Annotated in this window: 23 protein-coding genes; 10 read left to right on the top strand and 13 right to left on the bottom strand. The window is 40.7% G+C overall.

Features of this window, described 5'->3' with window-relative positions; translation table 11 throughout:
- The first annotated feature begins 9 nt into the window (after positions 1-9).
- Positions 10-846 carry a late competence protein ComER gene (gene comER, locus CDZ88_RS03520; RefSeq protein WP_100372221.1) on the top strand — a complete coding sequence of 279 codons (837 nt, stop codon included), beginning with the start codon at positions 10-12 and terminating at the stop codon, positions 844-846.
- 56 nt (positions 847-902) lie between these two features.
- Here the strand turns inward: comER and CDZ88_RS03515 are convergent, their stop codons facing one another.
- Genes CDZ88_RS03515 through CDZ88_RS03475 form a run of 9 tightly spaced genes read right to left on the bottom strand, consistent with a single transcriptional unit; the run spans position 903 to position 6,807 of the window.
- Positions 903-1,646: a class I SAM-dependent DNA methyltransferase gene (locus CDZ88_RS03515; protein WP_100372220.1), complete on the bottom strand. Its 744-nt coding sequence runs from the start codon at positions 1,644-1,646 to the stop codon at positions 903-905.
- Entirely contained in the window at positions 1,643-2,503 is an 861-nt protein-coding gene (locus CDZ88_RS03510; protein ID WP_100372219.1) for a CvfB family protein, read from the bottom strand. The genes CDZ88_RS03515 and CDZ88_RS03510 overlap by 4 nt, the downstream gene beginning before the upstream one ends.
- Positions 2,503-2,856 carry a ribosome silencing factor gene (gene rsfS / locus CDZ88_RS03505; RefSeq protein ID WP_100372218.1) on the bottom strand — a complete coding sequence of 118 codons (354 nt, stop codon included), beginning with the start codon at positions 2,854-2,856 and terminating at the stop codon, positions 2,503-2,505. Before rsfS ends, CDZ88_RS03510 begins: the two co-directional genes overlap by 1 nt.
- Entirely contained in the window at positions 2,857-3,429 is a 573-nt protein-coding gene (gene yqeK, locus CDZ88_RS03500; protein WP_100372217.1) for a bis(5'-nucleosyl)-tetraphosphatase (symmetrical) YqeK, read from the bottom strand.
- Complete coding sequence (locus tag CDZ88_RS03495; RefSeq protein WP_100374585.1) at positions 3,407-3,994, bottom strand: nicotinate-nucleotide adenylyltransferase; 588 nt, start codon at positions 3,992-3,994, stop codon at positions 3,407-3,409. Before CDZ88_RS03495 ends, yqeK begins: the two co-directional genes overlap by 23 nt.
- A gap of 24 nt (positions 3,995-4,018) precedes the next feature.
- Positions 4,019-4,312, bottom strand: a complete 294-nt coding sequence (gene yhbY, locus CDZ88_RS03490; RefSeq protein ID WP_100372216.1) for a ribosome assembly RNA-binding protein YhbY — start codon at positions 4,310-4,312, stop codon at positions 4,019-4,021.
- A 6-nt stretch (positions 4,313-4,318) separates the two neighbouring features.
- On the bottom strand, positions 4,319-5,155 hold the full coding sequence (aroE, locus tag CDZ88_RS03485) for a shikimate dehydrogenase (RefSeq protein WP_100372215.1): 837 nt from the start codon (positions 5,153-5,155) through the stop codon (positions 4,319-4,321).
- A gap of 21 nt (positions 5,156-5,176) precedes the next feature.
- Positions 5,177-6,289 (bottom strand): ribosome biogenesis GTPase YqeH, encoded by a 1,113-nt coding sequence (yqeH, locus tag CDZ88_RS03480; protein ID WP_100372214.1) that lies wholly within the window; start codon positions 6,287-6,289, stop codon positions 5,177-5,179.
- A gap of 2 nt (positions 6,290-6,291) precedes the next feature.
- The gene (locus tag CDZ88_RS03475) at positions 6,292-6,807 is read right to left on the bottom strand and encodes a YqeG family HAD IIIA-type phosphatase (RefSeq protein WP_100372213.1); all 516 of its coding nucleotides are present in this window, start codon (positions 6,805-6,807) and stop codon (positions 6,292-6,294) included.
- Positions 6,808-7,281: 474 nt separating this feature from the next.
- Here CDZ88_RS03475 and CDZ88_RS03470 point away from each other — a divergent pair, with 474 nt between their 5' ends.
- On the top strand, positions 7,282-7,422 hold the full coding sequence (locus CDZ88_RS03470) for a sporulation histidine kinase inhibitor Sda (protein ID WP_100372212.1): 141 nt from the start codon (positions 7,282-7,284) through the stop codon (positions 7,420-7,422).
- Between the two features lie 80 nt (positions 7,423-7,502).
- Here the strand turns inward: CDZ88_RS03470 and CDZ88_RS03465 are convergent, their stop codons facing one another.
- Positions 7,503-7,739, bottom strand: coding sequence for a hypothetical protein (locus CDZ88_RS03465; RefSeq protein ID WP_100372211.1), 237 nt, complete (start codon positions 7,737-7,739; stop codon positions 7,503-7,505).
- Positions 7,740-8,069: 330 nt separating this feature from the next.
- On the opposite strand from CDZ88_RS03465, the gene CDZ88_RS03460 reads away from it, so the two are divergent.
- From CDZ88_RS03460 to CDZ88_RS03425, 8 genes are read left to right on the top strand one after another with little or no spacing between them, the layout of a single operon-like run.
- Positions 8,070-10,487, top strand: coding sequence for a Na+/H+ antiporter subunit A (locus CDZ88_RS03460; protein ID WP_100372210.1), 2,418 nt, complete (start codon positions 8,070-8,072; stop codon positions 10,485-10,487).
- Positions 10,484-10,918: a Na(+)/H(+) antiporter subunit B gene (locus CDZ88_RS03455; RefSeq protein WP_100372209.1), complete on the top strand. Its 435-nt coding sequence runs from the start codon at positions 10,484-10,486 to the stop codon at positions 10,916-10,918. The genes CDZ88_RS03460 and CDZ88_RS03455 overlap by 4 nt, the downstream gene beginning before the upstream one ends.
- Complete coding sequence (locus CDZ88_RS03450; RefSeq protein WP_100372208.1) at positions 10,918-11,256, top strand: Na(+)/H(+) antiporter subunit C; 339 nt, start codon at positions 10,918-10,920, stop codon at positions 11,254-11,256. Before CDZ88_RS03455 ends, CDZ88_RS03450 begins: the two co-directional genes overlap by 1 nt.
- Positions 11,249-12,730, top strand: coding sequence for a Na+/H+ antiporter subunit D (locus CDZ88_RS03445; protein ID WP_100372207.1), 1,482 nt, complete (start codon positions 11,249-11,251; stop codon positions 12,728-12,730). Before CDZ88_RS03450 ends, CDZ88_RS03445 begins: the two co-directional genes overlap by 8 nt.
- Before the next feature lie 5 nt (positions 12,731-12,735).
- Positions 12,736-13,212, top strand: a complete 477-nt coding sequence (locus CDZ88_RS03440) for a Na+/H+ antiporter subunit E (RefSeq protein ID WP_100372206.1) — start codon at positions 12,736-12,738, stop codon at positions 13,210-13,212.
- A complete protein-coding gene (locus tag CDZ88_RS03435; RefSeq protein WP_100372205.1) occupies positions 13,212-13,487 on the top strand; it encodes a Na(+)/H(+) antiporter subunit F1 in 276 nt (91 codons plus the stop codon). Before CDZ88_RS03440 ends, CDZ88_RS03435 begins: the two co-directional genes overlap by 1 nt.
- Positions 13,474-13,836: a monovalent cation/H(+) antiporter subunit G gene (mnhG, locus tag CDZ88_RS03430; protein ID WP_100372204.1), complete on the top strand. Its 363-nt coding sequence runs from the start codon at positions 13,474-13,476 to the stop codon at positions 13,834-13,836. The genes CDZ88_RS03435 and mnhG overlap by 14 nt, the downstream gene beginning before the upstream one ends.
- A 34-nt stretch (positions 13,837-13,870) precedes the next feature.
- The gene (locus CDZ88_RS03425; RefSeq protein WP_100372203.1) at positions 13,871-14,329 is read left to right on the top strand and encodes a small multi-drug export protein; all 459 of its coding nucleotides are present in this window, start codon (positions 13,871-13,873) and stop codon (positions 14,327-14,329) included.
- A gap of 122 nt (positions 14,330-14,451) precedes the next feature.
- Here CDZ88_RS03425 and CDZ88_RS03420 read toward each other — a convergent pair whose 3' ends face one another.
- Genes CDZ88_RS03420 through CDZ88_RS03410 form a run of 3 tightly spaced genes read right to left on the bottom strand, consistent with a single transcriptional unit; the run spans position 14,452 to position 16,397 of the window.
- Positions 14,452-14,994, bottom strand: a complete 543-nt coding sequence (locus CDZ88_RS03420; RefSeq protein ID WP_100372202.1) for a hypothetical protein — start codon at positions 14,992-14,994, stop codon at positions 14,452-14,454.
- 21 nt (positions 14,995-15,015) lie between these two features.
- Positions 15,016-15,879: a DUF3221 domain-containing protein gene (locus CDZ88_RS03415; protein ID WP_100372201.1), complete on the bottom strand. Its 864-nt coding sequence runs from the start codon at positions 15,877-15,879 to the stop codon at positions 15,016-15,018.
- A complete protein-coding gene (locus CDZ88_RS03410) occupies positions 15,876-16,397 on the bottom strand; it encodes a hypothetical protein (RefSeq protein ID WP_157796458.1) in 522 nt (173 codons plus the stop codon). Before CDZ88_RS03410 ends, CDZ88_RS03415 begins: the two co-directional genes overlap by 4 nt.
- Positions 16,398-16,434 lie beyond the last annotated feature (37 nt).

Raw genomic sequence — 16,434 nt, 5'->3', positions numbered from 1 at the left:
GGAATGGTGATGAAAATCGGAATGATCGGGCTTGGTAGCATGGGAACGATTTTACTTGAATCACTCATTGAATCGAAAGCTGCAAGCGAAGATCAGTTTTATGTGGTTAACCGCACCAAAGAAAAAGCATTAGCCGCGCAAAAGCACTATCCTAATATTCATGTTCTTGATTCGGTCTGCGAAGTCGCTAAGCAGTCTGATTATTTGTTCTTATGCGTCAAACCATTGCAATTTGCTGAAGTCATAGAAGAGATTGCCCCTATCTGTACACAAAAGCAACTTCTTATCTCGATAACGAGTCCGATCTCAGTAAAACAACTTGAAGATAAAGTCGATTGCAAAGTGGCCAGAATCATCCCCACCATCTTAAACCGCGCGCTCGCTGGACCGACTTTAATAAGTTACGGCGAACGGTGTACCGACCTAGATCGTGTGGAGATTCATTCATTAATGAAGCACTTCTCTGAACCGATGGAAATTGATGAAAATATTACGCGTGTGTCTTCAGATATTGTCAGTTGCGGGCCTGCTTTCTTTAGTTATTTGCTCCAGCAGTTTATTGACGGAGCGACTAGGCAAACAGAGATTACAAAAGATGACGCAACAACACTTGCTACTAATATGATTATCGGAATGGGAAAGCTTCTTGAAGAAGGGCATTATACTTTGCCAACTTTGCAAAAACGAGTGTGTGTTCCTGGCGGGATTACGGGAGAAGGTATTAAGGTGTTAGAGCAGGAGGTTGGGCATATGTTTGACCATCTCTTTCAACAAACACATGCAAAATATTATCATGAACAAAAGAAGATCACCGAGGCATTTTCGAATCAACCAACAAAAAAATAAAACAGGAGAGACAATTGTCTCTCCTGTTTTTTCGACATAACCTGTCGATATCCTTCTTACTTTTTACGTGCGACAATAAAAATTCGTTCGCTTTCATCTGTCGGATGCTCTTCGCCAAAGTCAGCTGTGACACCCTCAAGAGAAAAGCCTGCTTCTTCAAGCCATGTCACGTATTGTTCGACTGAGAAGGTGCGTTGCTTATGCAATTCATCATAGCGATGATACGTCCCCTCTTCTGAGCGCACAAAGAACGTTAATTCATGCTCGACACTATATAGATGTTCACCTTCAAAAGAATGCCAAATATATGAAATCTCTTCATCCGCATCGGCAAATGTTTGACCAATAAAGCCTTGCTCCATTTTCGTCGTGGAATGTACATCGAAAAGTAGCAGGCCATTTTGTGTTAATTGCTTATGCAGTGAAGCGAAGGCTGCTAAAACACTCTTTTCTGTCTCAAGATAGTTGAGCGAATCACAAAACACAGTGACTGCATCAAACTCCCCTAACACTTCTAAGTCACGCATATCTTGATGCAACAGAAGCGGTGAAACACCGGCTGCCATACATTTCTCACGAGCAACGACTAGCATTTCATTTGATAAGTCGACCCCTGTTACATCTGCTCCTTGATTCGCCAAGCGAACGAGCAATTCTCCTGTGCCACAACCGACATCCAAAAGAGAGACCCCTTGTAAGGAGTCTACTGCAAGAGCTCGTTTTAAAACCGTTACCCACTCATCATAAGGAGCATCGGCCATTAAACGATCATACAGTGTTGCAAAGGCTTGATAACTCATTTTTTCTCCTTTAGATGCGTCCAACCGTCTTTTTGCTCGATTTTCCCTTCTTTTAGAAGCTTACCGAGCGCGCGTTTAAATGCGGCTTTACTTAGGTCGAAACGATGCTTAATATCCTCTGGCTGAGACTTGTCCCAATAAGGCATCTGACCGCCTCTTTCTTCCATATAACGAACAAGCTTTTCCGCATCACTTTCTTGACGTTCAGAACGAAGTGGATGCATCGTCACGTTTAATCGGCCGTCTTCGCGTACATAAATCACGCGAACTGATAGCTCTTCCCCGTAACGTGGCTCTTGGATCATTTCATTGTCATGAAGATACGCTAAGTACTTGTCGTCGGTAAAGATCGCTGCCCCTTCATCTAAGTAGTGGTAGACACGACCTTTCACTTCTTTGTTCATCATGATATCAGGCGCTTTGACGGACTGCTCTTCCATCGGTAACCCTTTCACAAGACGAGCCATTAATCTTCCTTTTTTGTCCCATGTGTAGGAAACAGGAAGCTTATCACCGGGCTTCGGCCAAAGATTGCGATCATATGGTAATTCATCGATTGATAAGAACAAGTCACGTGAAATGCCATTGTACATAAAGATGCCATGACCTATTTTAATGGAAACGACTTCAAGCCAAGCAATCTGCTCGCCTTGTAAAATCGGCATTTTCATCGAAGCACACAGTCGATTTTCATGGTCGTGATACAAGAAGACTTCAAGGCGTTGTTCGATTTCAACATCACCCTCCACGTCATTATCGTGGAGAAGGATGTCGGTTGTGCCGTCGGTTAAAAAGTAGCCAAACTTCGCTTTACGAGCTACTTCAAGAGTGACTGTAAACCCAGGCTTTAACTCCATTAATTCAGAACTCCTTCGATTTCAATCGATCGTGCGTCTCCCCATAGTTTTTCGAGGTTATAATATGAACGCTCATCTTTATGGAAGATATGAACGACAACGTCACCAAGGTCAACTAGGACCCAACGACCTTGATCAAATCCTTCTAAACGCTTAATGTCGATGCCTTCTTCTTGCGCTAATTTTTTAAGTGCATGTGCGATTGCTTGTACTTGTTTCTCAGAGTTACCATGACAAATTACAAAGTAATCCGCAATCAATGAAATTCCTTTCATATCTAGTCCTACAATATTCTCTGCACGTTTGTCGTCAATTGCATGAAGTGCTAATTCTAATCGTTTTGATTCAGTCATTTATACACGACTCCTTCTAATTTTAATTAATGTATTATATGTGTTCAGTGTATCAGGGTAAATAGGTTGACGCCTTTTCATCAAAAAATAGATCGTATTTTCAAGCGATTGAATGATCGCTTCGTCTAGATCGGTTGTTGCGAGTTCTCGTACTTCTTCTACCCCTTTAAATTGGCGGCCCGGCTCGATATAATCGGCAAGGAAAACCACTTTCTCTAAGAGTGTCATATCGGGGTGACCGGTTGTATGGTAATGAATCGCGCCTAACACCTCTGAATCAGTCAGTCCTATTTCTTTTTGGACAAAATAGGCGCCGCACGGAGCGTGAAGCAGCTCATCTCCGTATTCAAGGATGTCTTTTTCTTTGAGTGTCGACTTAACAAGATCCCGCATTTCATCCTTATCACGAAACTTCGCATAATCATGAAACACAGCGGCAAGTTCTGCTTTTTTCACATCAGCACCGAAGCGAGCAGCTAGTTCTTTCGCTGTTTCAACTACACCGAGCGTATGCTGATAACGGTGTTCCGTTAAATGCGGCCGGACAAGCTCAAGTGCCTGATCCTTCTCCATATAACCCACTCTCCCTTATCATAACCTCAACCTCGTTTAATACAAGGTAGCGAATCGACTTGCCTTCTGCGACTCGCTTTCTAATCATCGTAGAGGATAGGTCAATTTGAGCGAAGTCCACATGCCTGACATGCTCAATGTATGCAGTCGATGGTGACGTGTTCGGCCTGTTCACACCAATAAATGTGATGAGCTCAATCAGTTCATCAATGCCGACCCAGCTTGCTAACGATTCGACCATATCCCCCCCGATGAGAAAGAAAAATTCCACATCAGGATGTTCTCTTTGTAATTGTTTTACCGTATCAATCGTATACGAACGCCCTCCGCGATCTCTTTCAATCGTCGATACTTGAAAATGGGGATTGGATCGTGTCGCAATCTTGACCAATTCAAGTCTTTCATCAATGGAAGACATATCGGAACGTTCCTTGTGTGGAGGTGTTGACGCAGGGATGAACCAAACTTCATCAAGGCGACATTCCACTCGCACCTCTTCCGCTAGCATTAAATGCCCTACATGAGGAGGATCGAATGTCCCTCCAAAAAGCCCAACTCGTCTCACATCACACACCAACTCTCACTTAGTTTATGAAGGAAGAACAATCTCTTTGTTTTCTTTTGATTCCTTGTACAGCACAATCGTATTCCCGATCACTTGTACTAATTCAGCTCTTGCCCCTTTAGATAAGTCACGAGCTATTTCATTTTTATCAAAATCACAGTTTTGCAAGATGCTGATTTTGATTAACTCACGTGTTTTTAGTACGTCGTCAATTTGAGCGACCATATTCTCGTTGACGCCACCTTTACCAACTTGAAAAATCGGCGCTAAGTGATGAGCCTTTGCACGTAAAAATCGCTTTTGTTTACCTTTTAACATAATAAATTACCCTCCAAGTTTCTTGATCACACTGTCTGTCATACGCATTCTGTCCGGTGCTTGATCGGTCCAATATTGAAAGGACAATGCTCCTTGGTTCACAAACATACCTAACCCGTTTATAGTCGTAGCCCCACGTTGTTTTGCTTCTTGTAAGAAGGCCGTTTCTAGTGGGTTATAAATTAGGTCACTGACAATCGCCTCGCACTTCATTCGTTGAAGTGATAACGGTTGATCGTCTATGTTCGGACTCATTCCTACAGATGTCGTATTCACAATGATATCAAATCGTTCTAATTCTGTTTCTGCTTTCTTTAACGACCAAGCATCTGTCGTCACATGTTGCGTGTTCAACCGGTTTAAGAGAGCTACAGCTTTTTCCACGGTGCGGTTACAAACGATCAATTGCCCAACGCCCGCTTGTAAGAAAGCCGTTGTGACTGCTCTTGCTGCCCCGCCTGCCCCGATGATCAGAACGCGTTGCTGTTCATACGGAGTCGTGATAAATGGTTCAACCGACTGCCAGTATCCAACGCCATCTGTGTTATACCCAACTAACTTTCCATCTTCTTTGACGATTGTATTCACAGCGCCAATTTGACGAGCAACTTCATCGACCTCATCTAAGAAGTCCATCACCGCTACTTTATGCGGAATCGTGACGTTGATTCCGTCTAACTCACCATTTCGCAATTTGGTCATAAAAGGTGCTAATGCTTGTTCTCTCACATCAAACGCCTCATACACCGCATCGAGACCGAGTGCTAAAAGAGCTTCATTGTGCATAAGCGGTGACATCGAATGACCGACTGGATGTCCAATTAATCCGTACCGTTTCCCCATCTTTTTCTACCTCCTAATTTGTTAAGAGATAATTGACTCGCGAATGGATACGCCTACTCCCTTAGGTGCATAAGCTTCTACTTTAAGATTCGTATCATTCACCGTAATCCAACCAAGTCCAGAAATGACAATGTCACTTTTCTGATCTTTAATTGTGAACTCATGTTTCACAAGGGGCGGGAAGTCACGTAAGCTTTCCTCTCCCGGAGGCGTTAATAATTTCCCTTTTTGATTTTCATACAGCTCGTCCGCTTTTTCACGCTTTGTACGATGAATGTTCAACGCATTCGATATGAAGCACGTAAAGGATGAACGAGAACCTGAGACAAAATCAAAGCGCGCCATGCCACCAAAATAAAGAGTTTGCCCTTCATTTAATTGGAACACCATTGGCTTGATTTCTTTTTTAGGTGTAATGTCTTTCAGTTCTTTCTTATCAATAAAATGAGCCATCTGGTGATGATTGATGATACCTGGTGTGTCATATAATGCCGATTTATCATCAAGCGGAACATCAATCATGTCTAATGTTGTCCCTGGGAAGTGAGAGGTTGTAATTAACTGCTCTGTATCCCCACCAAATTCTTTAATGATTCGGTTGATAAAGGTTGATTTACCAACATTCGTACATCCAACGACATATACATCTCGTCCATTACGCAAACGATCAATTTCTGAGGCGATATTTAGGACACCATCGCCTTTTTCTGCACTCATCAATAACACATCAACTGGTTTCATGCCTAGTTCTTTTGCCGACTTCTTCATCCAATTAATTAAGCGGTTAGGCTTTAGCGACTTTGGTAATAGATCCACTTTATTGCCGACTAGTAACACATCGTTCTTCCCGACAAATCGATGTAAACCAGGTAACCAGCTTCCGTTAAAGTCGAAAATATCGACAATTTTAACGATTAATGCATTCGTATGCCCTAATGAATTTAATAACTTTAAAAAGTCGTCATCTGTTAGTGACACATCTTGCACTTCATTATAATGTTTTAATTTAAAGCAACGTTGGCAAATGACAACATCACGTTCAAGTGCAGATTTAGGTGCGTATCCTAATCCATTTTTATCTTCCGTTTGGATCGTTATACCACAGCCTGCACAAGTAATCACTTGTTCTTCCATGTCTACTCCTCCCATTGGATCATGCCTTTTTTTCTCATCCAGTTCAAAACGACGCGCTCCATGCGTCGATTGAACTTAGTGGCAAGTCCATCTGTTTTTGCTACAGGTACGACCAAAACCGTTTGCAAGTTCGCACGATTTCCGCCTAGTACATCTGTAAAAATTTGATCCCCAATTACGACTACTTCTTCAGGAGCCAAGTTCATTTGACGACAAGCTTGTCTAAACGCTCTGCGCATTGGTTTTTTTGCATTATGAATGAAGACCACTTTTTCAGGGTCAGAAAAGGCTTGTACCCTTCTTCTACTATTATTAGAGACAATGGTTACGTTCATGCCATACTCTTGTAGCTTTTTAAACCATTCACGAACTTCTGGCGTTGCTTCAGGTCGATCCCATTCTACAAGCGTATTATCTAAATCTGTGATTACACCTTTAATTCCAACTTCCTTTAATTCATCAAGGTTAATCTCAAAAATGCTTTTCACATACTTATTTGGCAATAGGTTTTTGATCATCATTCCACCCCATTCACACGAAATATTATAGAAGAAATTATTTCATGCTTTGATTTATTAGTGATGTTTGCAAAGGTTTCCATCTTATATACGTAGTCAAACCATAACTATACCGTTGTCTATCCAATATTTCAACGAATTTCGTATAATTCAATTTATAATGATCGATTTGAATGGTTTAGATAATCAAAAAAAGTTTTCGACGGCATTCGTCAACACTCTACACTGTGGATAACGTTATACACTTATCCTCCCTCTATTGACAGGGGTTTAAGTAGGAAATGAACAATGAACCCACAGTTTATCCACTACTTTCTGTGGATAAAACGAACGATTGTTCTCCATTTGTAGACATGGTAAGATTTAAATACATTCAAGGCAACTTACATGATATGACCTACATGACTATTATAGAACGCAAAAGCAAAAAAAAGTACCCAAGGAGGTGACCTCACCTTAGTTGTGTGAGACGTGATGAGAAATTTATCGGATGAACTGTTGATTGAAACCTATTACAAAGCCATTGAACTTGATCTAAACGCTGATTTTATTGAATTAATTCAACTAGAAATACGCCGCCGTTCGTTGCTTAATAAAATTAAACTTTCTTCATAAGAAATCAAATACACCTTGTTCAGTTTTAAGCCATCATAACTCATTCACATAGATGAACACATATTAAAGAAGGAGAGCACCTACTCAGGTTGCTCTCCTTCTTCGTTTAACCAACTTCTCGTTTGTATTACTCGTAAGTATTCTCTCGGTCCAAACGGCGAGTCTTCTTCTTGATATTGCTGAATTCCGATCTGACCAGGGACATCCTTTACCCGTTTATGAGTCATCTCTTCATTGTACCCATTCGCAAAAATCCCGCCTACAAAAATGACCAGAAAAATGAGCCCACTTATGACGCTCTTTCGTTTCGTAGACAACCTCATCAGTCCTTACATGTTTTTTAGTAGGTTGTCGCAAATGGGGGAATAATATACATCTACATCCGTTATTGGAAGAGAATAGTAGAGGTAATCACGGTAAACCCGGCTGTTCTAAAATTTTTTTAATAATTTTTTTCGCCTTTCTTCATATTTAATAATTTTGTAAAAAGCAGGTGAAGCTAGAAACTGTAAGGATGCACGGCAATTTAAATTAGGTTATAATTCTACATAGTCTAAAAATTGTTCGGTTTCTAAACGCGCAGTAGAGGATATGAATACAATGAGCCCAACCAATTTTATGAAAGATTATTTAAGGAGGTATGTAATTTGACCGTACTACATTGGGCTACGATTTCGCCTTTTTTGTTAGCAATTTTGATCCCATTTTTGTACAAATACGCTAGACGGGTTCATACAGGCTGGTTTGTCTTAATTTTGCCGCTTGTGCTTTTTATTTACTTTATCCAATATCTTACTGTGACTTCCTCAGGTGAGGTTGTCGAACACACCGTTCCATGGGTACCTTCCCTTGGAATTAATTTTACTGTATTCATTGATGGGCTAAGCATACTGTTTGCCTTACTCATCACAGGAATTGGAACGCTCGTTATCCTCTATTCGATCTTCTACTTATCGAAGAAGACTGAGAGCCTGAACAATTTTTATGTGTATCTACTCATGTTCATGGGGGCCATGCTTGGGGTTGTCTTATCCGATAACTTAATTGTCCTTTATGTATTCTGGGAATTAACAAGTTTAGCTTCTTCATTATTAATTAGTTATTGGTTCCATCGTGAAAAATCTACATACGGTGCACAAAAATCAATGTTAATCACTGTATTTGGTGGATTTGCTATGTTAGGTGGTTTCATCTTACTTTATGTAATGACAGAAACGTTTAGCATTCGTGGAATCATTGATAATGTTGATCTTGTGACATCAAGCCCGTTATTCTTACCAGCAATGATTCTTGTATTGCTTGGTGCGTTTACAAAATCTGCACAATTCCCATTCCACATTTGGTTACCAGATGCAATGGAAGCCCCTACACCTGTCAGTGCCTATTTACATTCGGCAACGATGGTTAAAGCAGGGATCTATCTTGTTGCTCGTTTAACACCTGTATTTGGTGGAGCGCCGGAATGGTTCTGGCTTCTTACTGGATTTGGTACGATGACGCTCATATGGGGATCTGTATCTGCGGTTCGACAAAAAGACCTTAAAGGAATTCTTGCTTTCTCGACGATTAGTCAACTCGGTCTCATTATGAGTTTACTCGGACTCGGTTCTGCTTCTCTTCACTATGGCAATAGCACAGAAGCAACGTTTTATTCCTTTGCAACGATGGCTGCGATCTTCCACTTAATTAACCACGCTACATTTAAGGGAAGCTTGTTCATGACTGCCGGAATTATAGACCATGAAACAGGCACTCGTGATATACGTAAGCTAGGTGGATTGATGTCGATCATGCCGATCACCTTTACGGTTTCATTAATTGGTCTCGCATCTATGGCTGGTTTGCCGCCGTTTAATGGATTCCTAAGTAAAGAAATGTTCTTTACAGGACTCTTGCGTGCTCAAGAAATGGAGATATGGAACATGCAAACACTCGGTATCTTGCTCCCAGTGGTAGCTTGGATTGCCAGTGTGTTTACCTTCTTATACTGCCTAATTATGTTTTTCAAAACATTCACAGGTAAGTTTAAACCAGAGAACTATGATGTAAAAGTGCATGAAGCACCAATTGGAATGCTTATTAGCCCGATTATTTTAGGGTCATTAGTCGTCGTGTTCGGATTCTTCCCGAACATTCTTGCTTACACCATTATTGAACCTGCCATGCATGCGATTCTTCCTACGGTTTTAGCGGAGGGTGAATTGTTTCATGTTGATATTTATATGTGGCACGGATTTAACGCTGAATTATTTATGACGTTTGGGGTCATAGCTGTTGGTACACTCCTCTACTTCATGATGAAGAGTTGGTCGAAGACGGCATTCTATCTAAAAGAACGCGACCCACTAAACTGGTTCTACGATAATGGACTAAGTGGAGTCATCAGTGGTTCTCAAGCTGTAACTAGAATTCAAATGACAGGTCTATTACGCGACTACTTCGTCTATATGACAGTCTTTATGGTTCTGTTACTCGGATACACAATGTTCCGCTACGATGCCTTTACAATTAATACAACAGATGTGACGAGCATCGCTCCTTACATTTGGGTGTTGACAATCGTCTTTATCGCGGCAACGATCTCCATTCCGTTTATTAATCAACGAATGACGGTCATTATTGTCGTCGGGGTCATCGGTTTCTTACTAGCTTTATTATTTGTTGTGTTCCGTGCACCAGACTTAGCACTTACGCAACTTCTAGTTGAAACAGTAACCGTCGTCTTGTTCATGCTTGCGTTTTACCATTTACCAGAACTTCGCAAAGAAGAGTTCAAGCCACGCTTTAATATTTTAAACTTGGTGATCTCGATTGGTGTTGGTTTCCTTGTCACTGCGATTGCATTAAGTTCTCTAGCTTTAGGTAGCGAAGCAGGCATTGAACCAATTTCTCAATTCTTTGTCGAGAATTCTAAAGAACTTGCTGGTGGTTACAACATGGTTAACGTCATCTTAGTTGACTTCCGTGGACTTGATACGTTACTAGAAGTACTCGTACTAGGTATCGCAGCTCTTGGTGTCGTTACCTTAATTAAGTTACGAATGACAGGGAGGGAAGATGTGTGAAGAATATAAAATCTAATGATGTCCTTCTTCATTCTGTTACTCGTATTGTGACATTCATCATCCTGACATTTTCCGTTTATTTATTCTTCGCCGGTCACAATAACCCCGGCGGAGGTTTTATCGGCGGATTAATGACAGCAAGTGCTTTATTATTGATGTATCTTGGATTTGATATGAAGAGCATCAAAAAAGCCATTCCATTTGACTTCACAAAAATGATCGCTTTTGGTCTATTGTTAGCGATCGCTACAGGATTTGGTGGAATGTTAGTTGGAGATCCATTTCTAACTCAATATTTTGAGTACTACCAAATCCCCATTCTAGGTGAGACCGAATTAACAACAGCACTACCTTTTGATTTAGGCATTTATTTAGTTGTTGTCGGGATTGCTCTATTGATAATTCTTACGATTGCGGAGGATGATATGTAATGGAAATTTTAATGTCCATCACTGTTGGTGTCCTCTTTATGGTCGGAACGTATCTTATTCTTACAAAAAGCATATTACGCGTTATTGTAGGGTTAATCTTACTTTCTCATGGAGCCCATCTTCTTATTTTGACGATGGCTGGCTTACAACGAGGCGCACCACCACTACTTAGTCTTGAAGCAACGACTTTCACTGATCCGTTGCCACAAGCACTAGTTTTAACAGCAATTGTTATTAGTTTTGGGGTCACTTCATTCTTACTTGTGCTTGCCTATAGAACGTATAAAGAGCACAAGACAGATGATTTAGACCAATTAAGGGGATCTGCAGATGAATAACTTAATCATACTACCGATTCTAATCCCATTTATTGTAGGTACAATTCTTATCTTATTTGCAAAGCATCATAACCTTCAACGTGTAGTCAGTGCCTTTACTGCGGTTGCGATGTTGCTTGTTTCGATCTATATTGCCATTGTTGTGTATCAGGACGGAATCGCCGTTCTTGAATTAGGGAACTGGCAGGCACCATTTGGTATCGTGCTTGTTGCTGATCTGTTTGCGACAATGATGGTCATTTTAGCAAGTATTGTCGGGGTTGTTTGTTTGTTCTTTGCTTTTCAAACGATCTCATCAGAACGTGAGAAGTTCTACTTCTATCCGTTCTACTTCTTCTTACTTGCTGGGGTGAATGGAGCATTCTTGACAGGAGATTTATTCAACTTATTCGTCTTCTTCGAGGTCATGTTGATTTCATCTTATATTTTAATCGTAATGGGCGGGACGAAGTATCAATTACGTGAATCATTAAAATATGTCATTATCAACGTGTTCGCATCAATCTTGTTCCTCGTTGGTGTTGGTTATATCTACGCGGTGACAGGCACGTTAAATATGGCTGACTTAGCCGTAAAAGTTGGGCAACTTGAACAAACTGGTGTCCTTAACGTAATCGCCGTTTTATTCTTAGTGGTCTTTGCGATGAAAGGTGGATTATTCCCTCTTTATTTCTGGTTGCCACGTTCTTACTACGGGCCACCAGCAGCGATTGCCGCGTTATTCGGGGGACTACTAACGAAGGTTGGTATTTATGCGATCATGCGTACCTTCACACTAATTTTCACGCATGATCCAGGATTTACGCACAACTTAATCCTGATCTTAGCAGGGTTAACGATGGTCTTTGGGGTCCTTGGAGCCGTTTCACAGTTCGACTTCAAACGAATCCTGTCTTATCACATCATTAGTCAGGTTGGTTACATGGTGATGGGGCTAGGTATTTACACTCAACTAGCCATTGCTGGTGCGATCTACTATATCGCCCACCACATTATTGTTAAAGCGGCCTTGTTCTTATTTGCTGGGGCAACTCAAAAAATTACCGGAACAACGGACTTAAAGAAAATGGGTGGACTACTAAAAACACACCCACTACTAGCATGGATGTTCTTTATCTCTGCGATCTCACTTGCAGGTATCCCACCTCTAAGTGGATTTTTCAGTAAGTTTGCGCTTATTTTAGCTGCATTCCTTGAAGAGAATTACATTATTGCAGGGGTTGCTTTAGCCGTTGGTCTCCTTACTCTATTCTCGATGATGAAGATCTTCATCTACGCATTCTGGGGCGAACAAAAGCACACAGAAGCACAAGCAAACTACAAAGTTGGTAAGCTCCTGTTGCCGATTGTGCCACTTGTAGCCCTTACGATTATTTTAGGTTTTGCAGCCGAACCGATTTTCCAATATTCATTGCAGGTTGCAGAACAATTACTAGACCCAACGATTTATATCGAATCTGTCCTTAAGGAGTAGTTGCTATGGCTTTTCAAATTTTATTAAATCTTGTCATTGCGATCATCTGGGTCAACTTTCAAAATAGCTATACAGGTGTAGACTTCTTCATCGGGTACGTTGTCGGGATTCTCATTTTGTTTGTCTTACGTCGCTTCTTACGCTTTGACTTTTACATGCGTCGTGTGTGGGCCGTCATTAAGTTAATTGGGTTGTTTTTGAAAGAATTAGTTCTTTCAAATATTGATATGATAAGAATCGTCTTAAGCCCTAAGATGAACATTCAACCGGGAATTGTAGCTGTACCGACGAAGCTAGAAACAAAGTGGGAGCTAAGCTTACTTGCTTGCCTTGTCTCACTAACACCTGGTACACTATCGATGGATTTTTCAGATGATAATAAGTATATTTACATTCATGCGATCGATGTTCCAAATAAAGAGGAAATGATCCGTGAAATTCATAACACATTTGAACGTGCGATTTTGGAGGTGACCAAGTAATGTTTCATTCAATTTTAATGATTGTTCTTATGGTCATGTCTGTATCGTTGTTCATTTGCTTTATCCGTACGTTAATCGGCCCTACGATGTCTGACCGCATCGTAGCGCTCGATACGTTTGGCATTAATTTAATTGGGTTTATTGGTGTCATTATGATCCTTCAAGATACGCTTGCTTATTCAGAGGTTGTTCTTGTCATCAGCATTCTTGCCTTTGTAGGTTCGATTGCGCTTTCTAAATTTATTGAAAGGGGTGTTGTCTTTGACCGCGGTTGAGATCATTCTAAGCATCTTTATTTTACTTGGTGGGTTTTTAAGCTTGCTGGGTTCGATCGGGATCATTCGTTTTCCTGATGTATACGGACGATTACACGCTGCGACAAAAAGTGCAACACTCGGTGTCATCTCGATTATGTTCGCAACGTTCTTGTATTTCTTCTTGACTCATGACATGTTTATCGGTAAGTTGTTGCTTACGATTCTATTCGTGTTCTTAACCGCTCCTGTAGCTGGTATGATGATGGGACGCTCTGCTTATCGTGTAGGTGTGCCATTAGCTGGGATCAGCAAGCAAGATGATTTAAAGAAAATGTATGATAAGAAGATGAAGGGAAGCAGGTCTTAAGACTGCTTCTTTTCTTTTTAGGGGGAGATTATTCATGCAAATATTGTGGGAATATATTTTAGTGTTTCTGGCAGCAGCAACACCGTGGCTTGAAGCGATTGTCGTCATTCCCATTGGAATCATTCGGGGACTTAATCCTGTCCTTGTCTCCGTTGTCGGTTTTGTCGGAAACATGTTAACCGTTCTGTTAGTTGTTGTCTTCTATGAGAAATTTGTGGAATGGCGTGCACATCGTCGTGAAAAGAAAGGCATTGAGGAGCAACCACCGACAAAACGTCAAGAACGAGCGACACGTGTTTGGAACAAATACGGTTTACCTGGCCTCTCGATTGGTGGACCACTCATTATCGGCACGCATTTGACGATTCTCATGGCACTTGCACTCGGAGCCACTAAAAAGGCTGCGACATGGTGGATGACCGCTAGCCTTGTTGCATGGATTCTCGTGTTCGCAGCAGGTACGTATTACGGGTTTAGTTGGTTTAGGAGCTAGAAGATCAACATCGAAGGATGAAACGCTTAAAGAGGCTAGGGCATAAGTAATTTAACCAACGAGGATTCGAACAAACAATTGGGGGTGCGTTTAAGCCGCTCCCCCTTCAATCGATTGTTAAATTAATCTACCAACACTAATCTTCCCTTTTCTTTATACTCGGCTAACAGTTCTTCTTGATGTAAATGAATTTGCTGAACATACTCATCTATATCCGTTGATGAATCAATGCTGCCAAATTGCAACTCTATATAATGATTTGTATATAAAGATTTTTTCTCTCTTTCAGTTAGATATTGAAGAAAGAACTCTTCGGCTGACATTTGAAGTCTTTGTGCTTGTTCATGGACAAAGTCTGTTTTCCCCATACTTTCAATCACTTCACTTATTTCCATCTCTTCATAACCTGGAAGTTTGTTCAATACTTGTTGACGAATTTCTTCATTAGTTATTTCGATGCCGTGTTTCTTAGCTTCGATCATGATAATTTCATTAAGTGCATACGCTAAAATATATTCTTCTTCTAACGGATGTGCACTCCCAACATCAGAGAATGTAACCTCATTCCCATCTAATATCATAACTGGGTCATCAAGTTTAAGTGCCTGATTGGAACAAGCTGATAAGAACAATATAAAAGCAATCAAAGACATTTTCCATTTCAAAACGAAAACACTTCCTTCTTTCTAATCATTTGAGTGCAACAAAATGGCCGCAGCATATCCGGACGATGGTAAAGAGGCTTCCATAGCACCGTCTATCCACACAGTCACTTCTTGCCCTACCTCTAGTTCGTGCAAAGACAGATCCTCCCCATGTTCAGTTTTCAGCACAGTAAAACTGTCAATGGATGCATAGAGCTCTTCTTCTATAAAGATGACAATTCCGTTGTCTACTTCCTCGTTCACCTCTAAAATGACACCTCTTCTATTAGGTTCGACAGTTGGTAAACCATCTTCATCTAATTCTTCCATCACACCTTCTCTCAGATGAAGAATGTCATGGCGATCATCTATTATTTTGTTTAGTACGTTTAGGTCTACGCCTTCTTTAGATGGTACTTGAAGCTCAACATGATTCTCTTTCTCCATTACCCCCCATGACAATATATGTTGACCATTAACCATGAGCATATCGCTTGATTGAGTGATTTTACTTACTACATCATCAAGCTCTTGATAAGAGTAGGTGGCTGGTATTAACCGCACTGGAAATTGACCTTCATCCCCCATCTCTTCATAGGAAAACTGTTCTAAGCGTTCTCCTACTTCGTTCACATTCTCGTCTTCTTGAATTAAGACGACGAAGTGTTTATGTGGTTCCCACTCTAAATAAAGGCCTGAGTAAGCTTCTGTCGCTAATTCTGCATCAACAAACGAACGAATAAGAGCAACAGCTTGCTCTTCATTATCCGCCGCTATCAGCCATTCCTCGTTAGTGATAGAAGGTTCTGCACTATCTGCATCCTGACTAGAAGGACTCGCTCCTTGCCCACATGCACTGGTTATCAATAATAAGATTATAAATAAAAGCACTAGTTGGATCTTCATTCTTCCCACTCCCCGTCCTCTAAATATTGGTAAAGCTCACTAGAAAAATAATTCCCTCTCTCTACTTGATAACCGACTTCAAAATAGGAATATCTATCTTTAAAAGACTCTAATCGATCTGATTTAATACTTATTAACTCAAATACGTTTATCGCATCTTCTAATAAATAAATTGCGTTCTCTTCATTTCCCTCAGCAAAAGCAGTTCGGCTTTCATTTAAAAGTAGATTGATTTGCTCGGCTTCTTGATTAATCGTACCCATATAACGCGTAGAAAAAGAGGTTTGTACTAACCAAATCTCATTTTCCAAATACTCCGCCTCTCCTTCTACAATGTCAGTAAAATATTCTTTTGCTTGAACAGCTGTGTCTCTTACGTCCTCATATTCATGCATCGCATACATCCCTAACCGCTCATATGGGGCTATCCTCTCATCCCATGCCCATATTAATATAGCGGAATAAATAAGAAACAAGATCGAAACACCTACTATTATATTTTTTTCTCTTTTTGTCATATCCCTCTCACTTTCTCAAAATCAACAGACTGCACCC

This window comes from Bacillus sp. FJAT-45037 (assembly GCF_002797325.1).
In the GTDB taxonomy this organism is placed as follows: domain Bacteria; phylum Bacillota; class Bacilli; order Bacillales; family Bacillaceae_D; genus Alkalihalophilus.
Note: the sequence above shows the minus strand (reverse complement) of the source record. Positions and strands in the feature narration are given on the sequence as shown.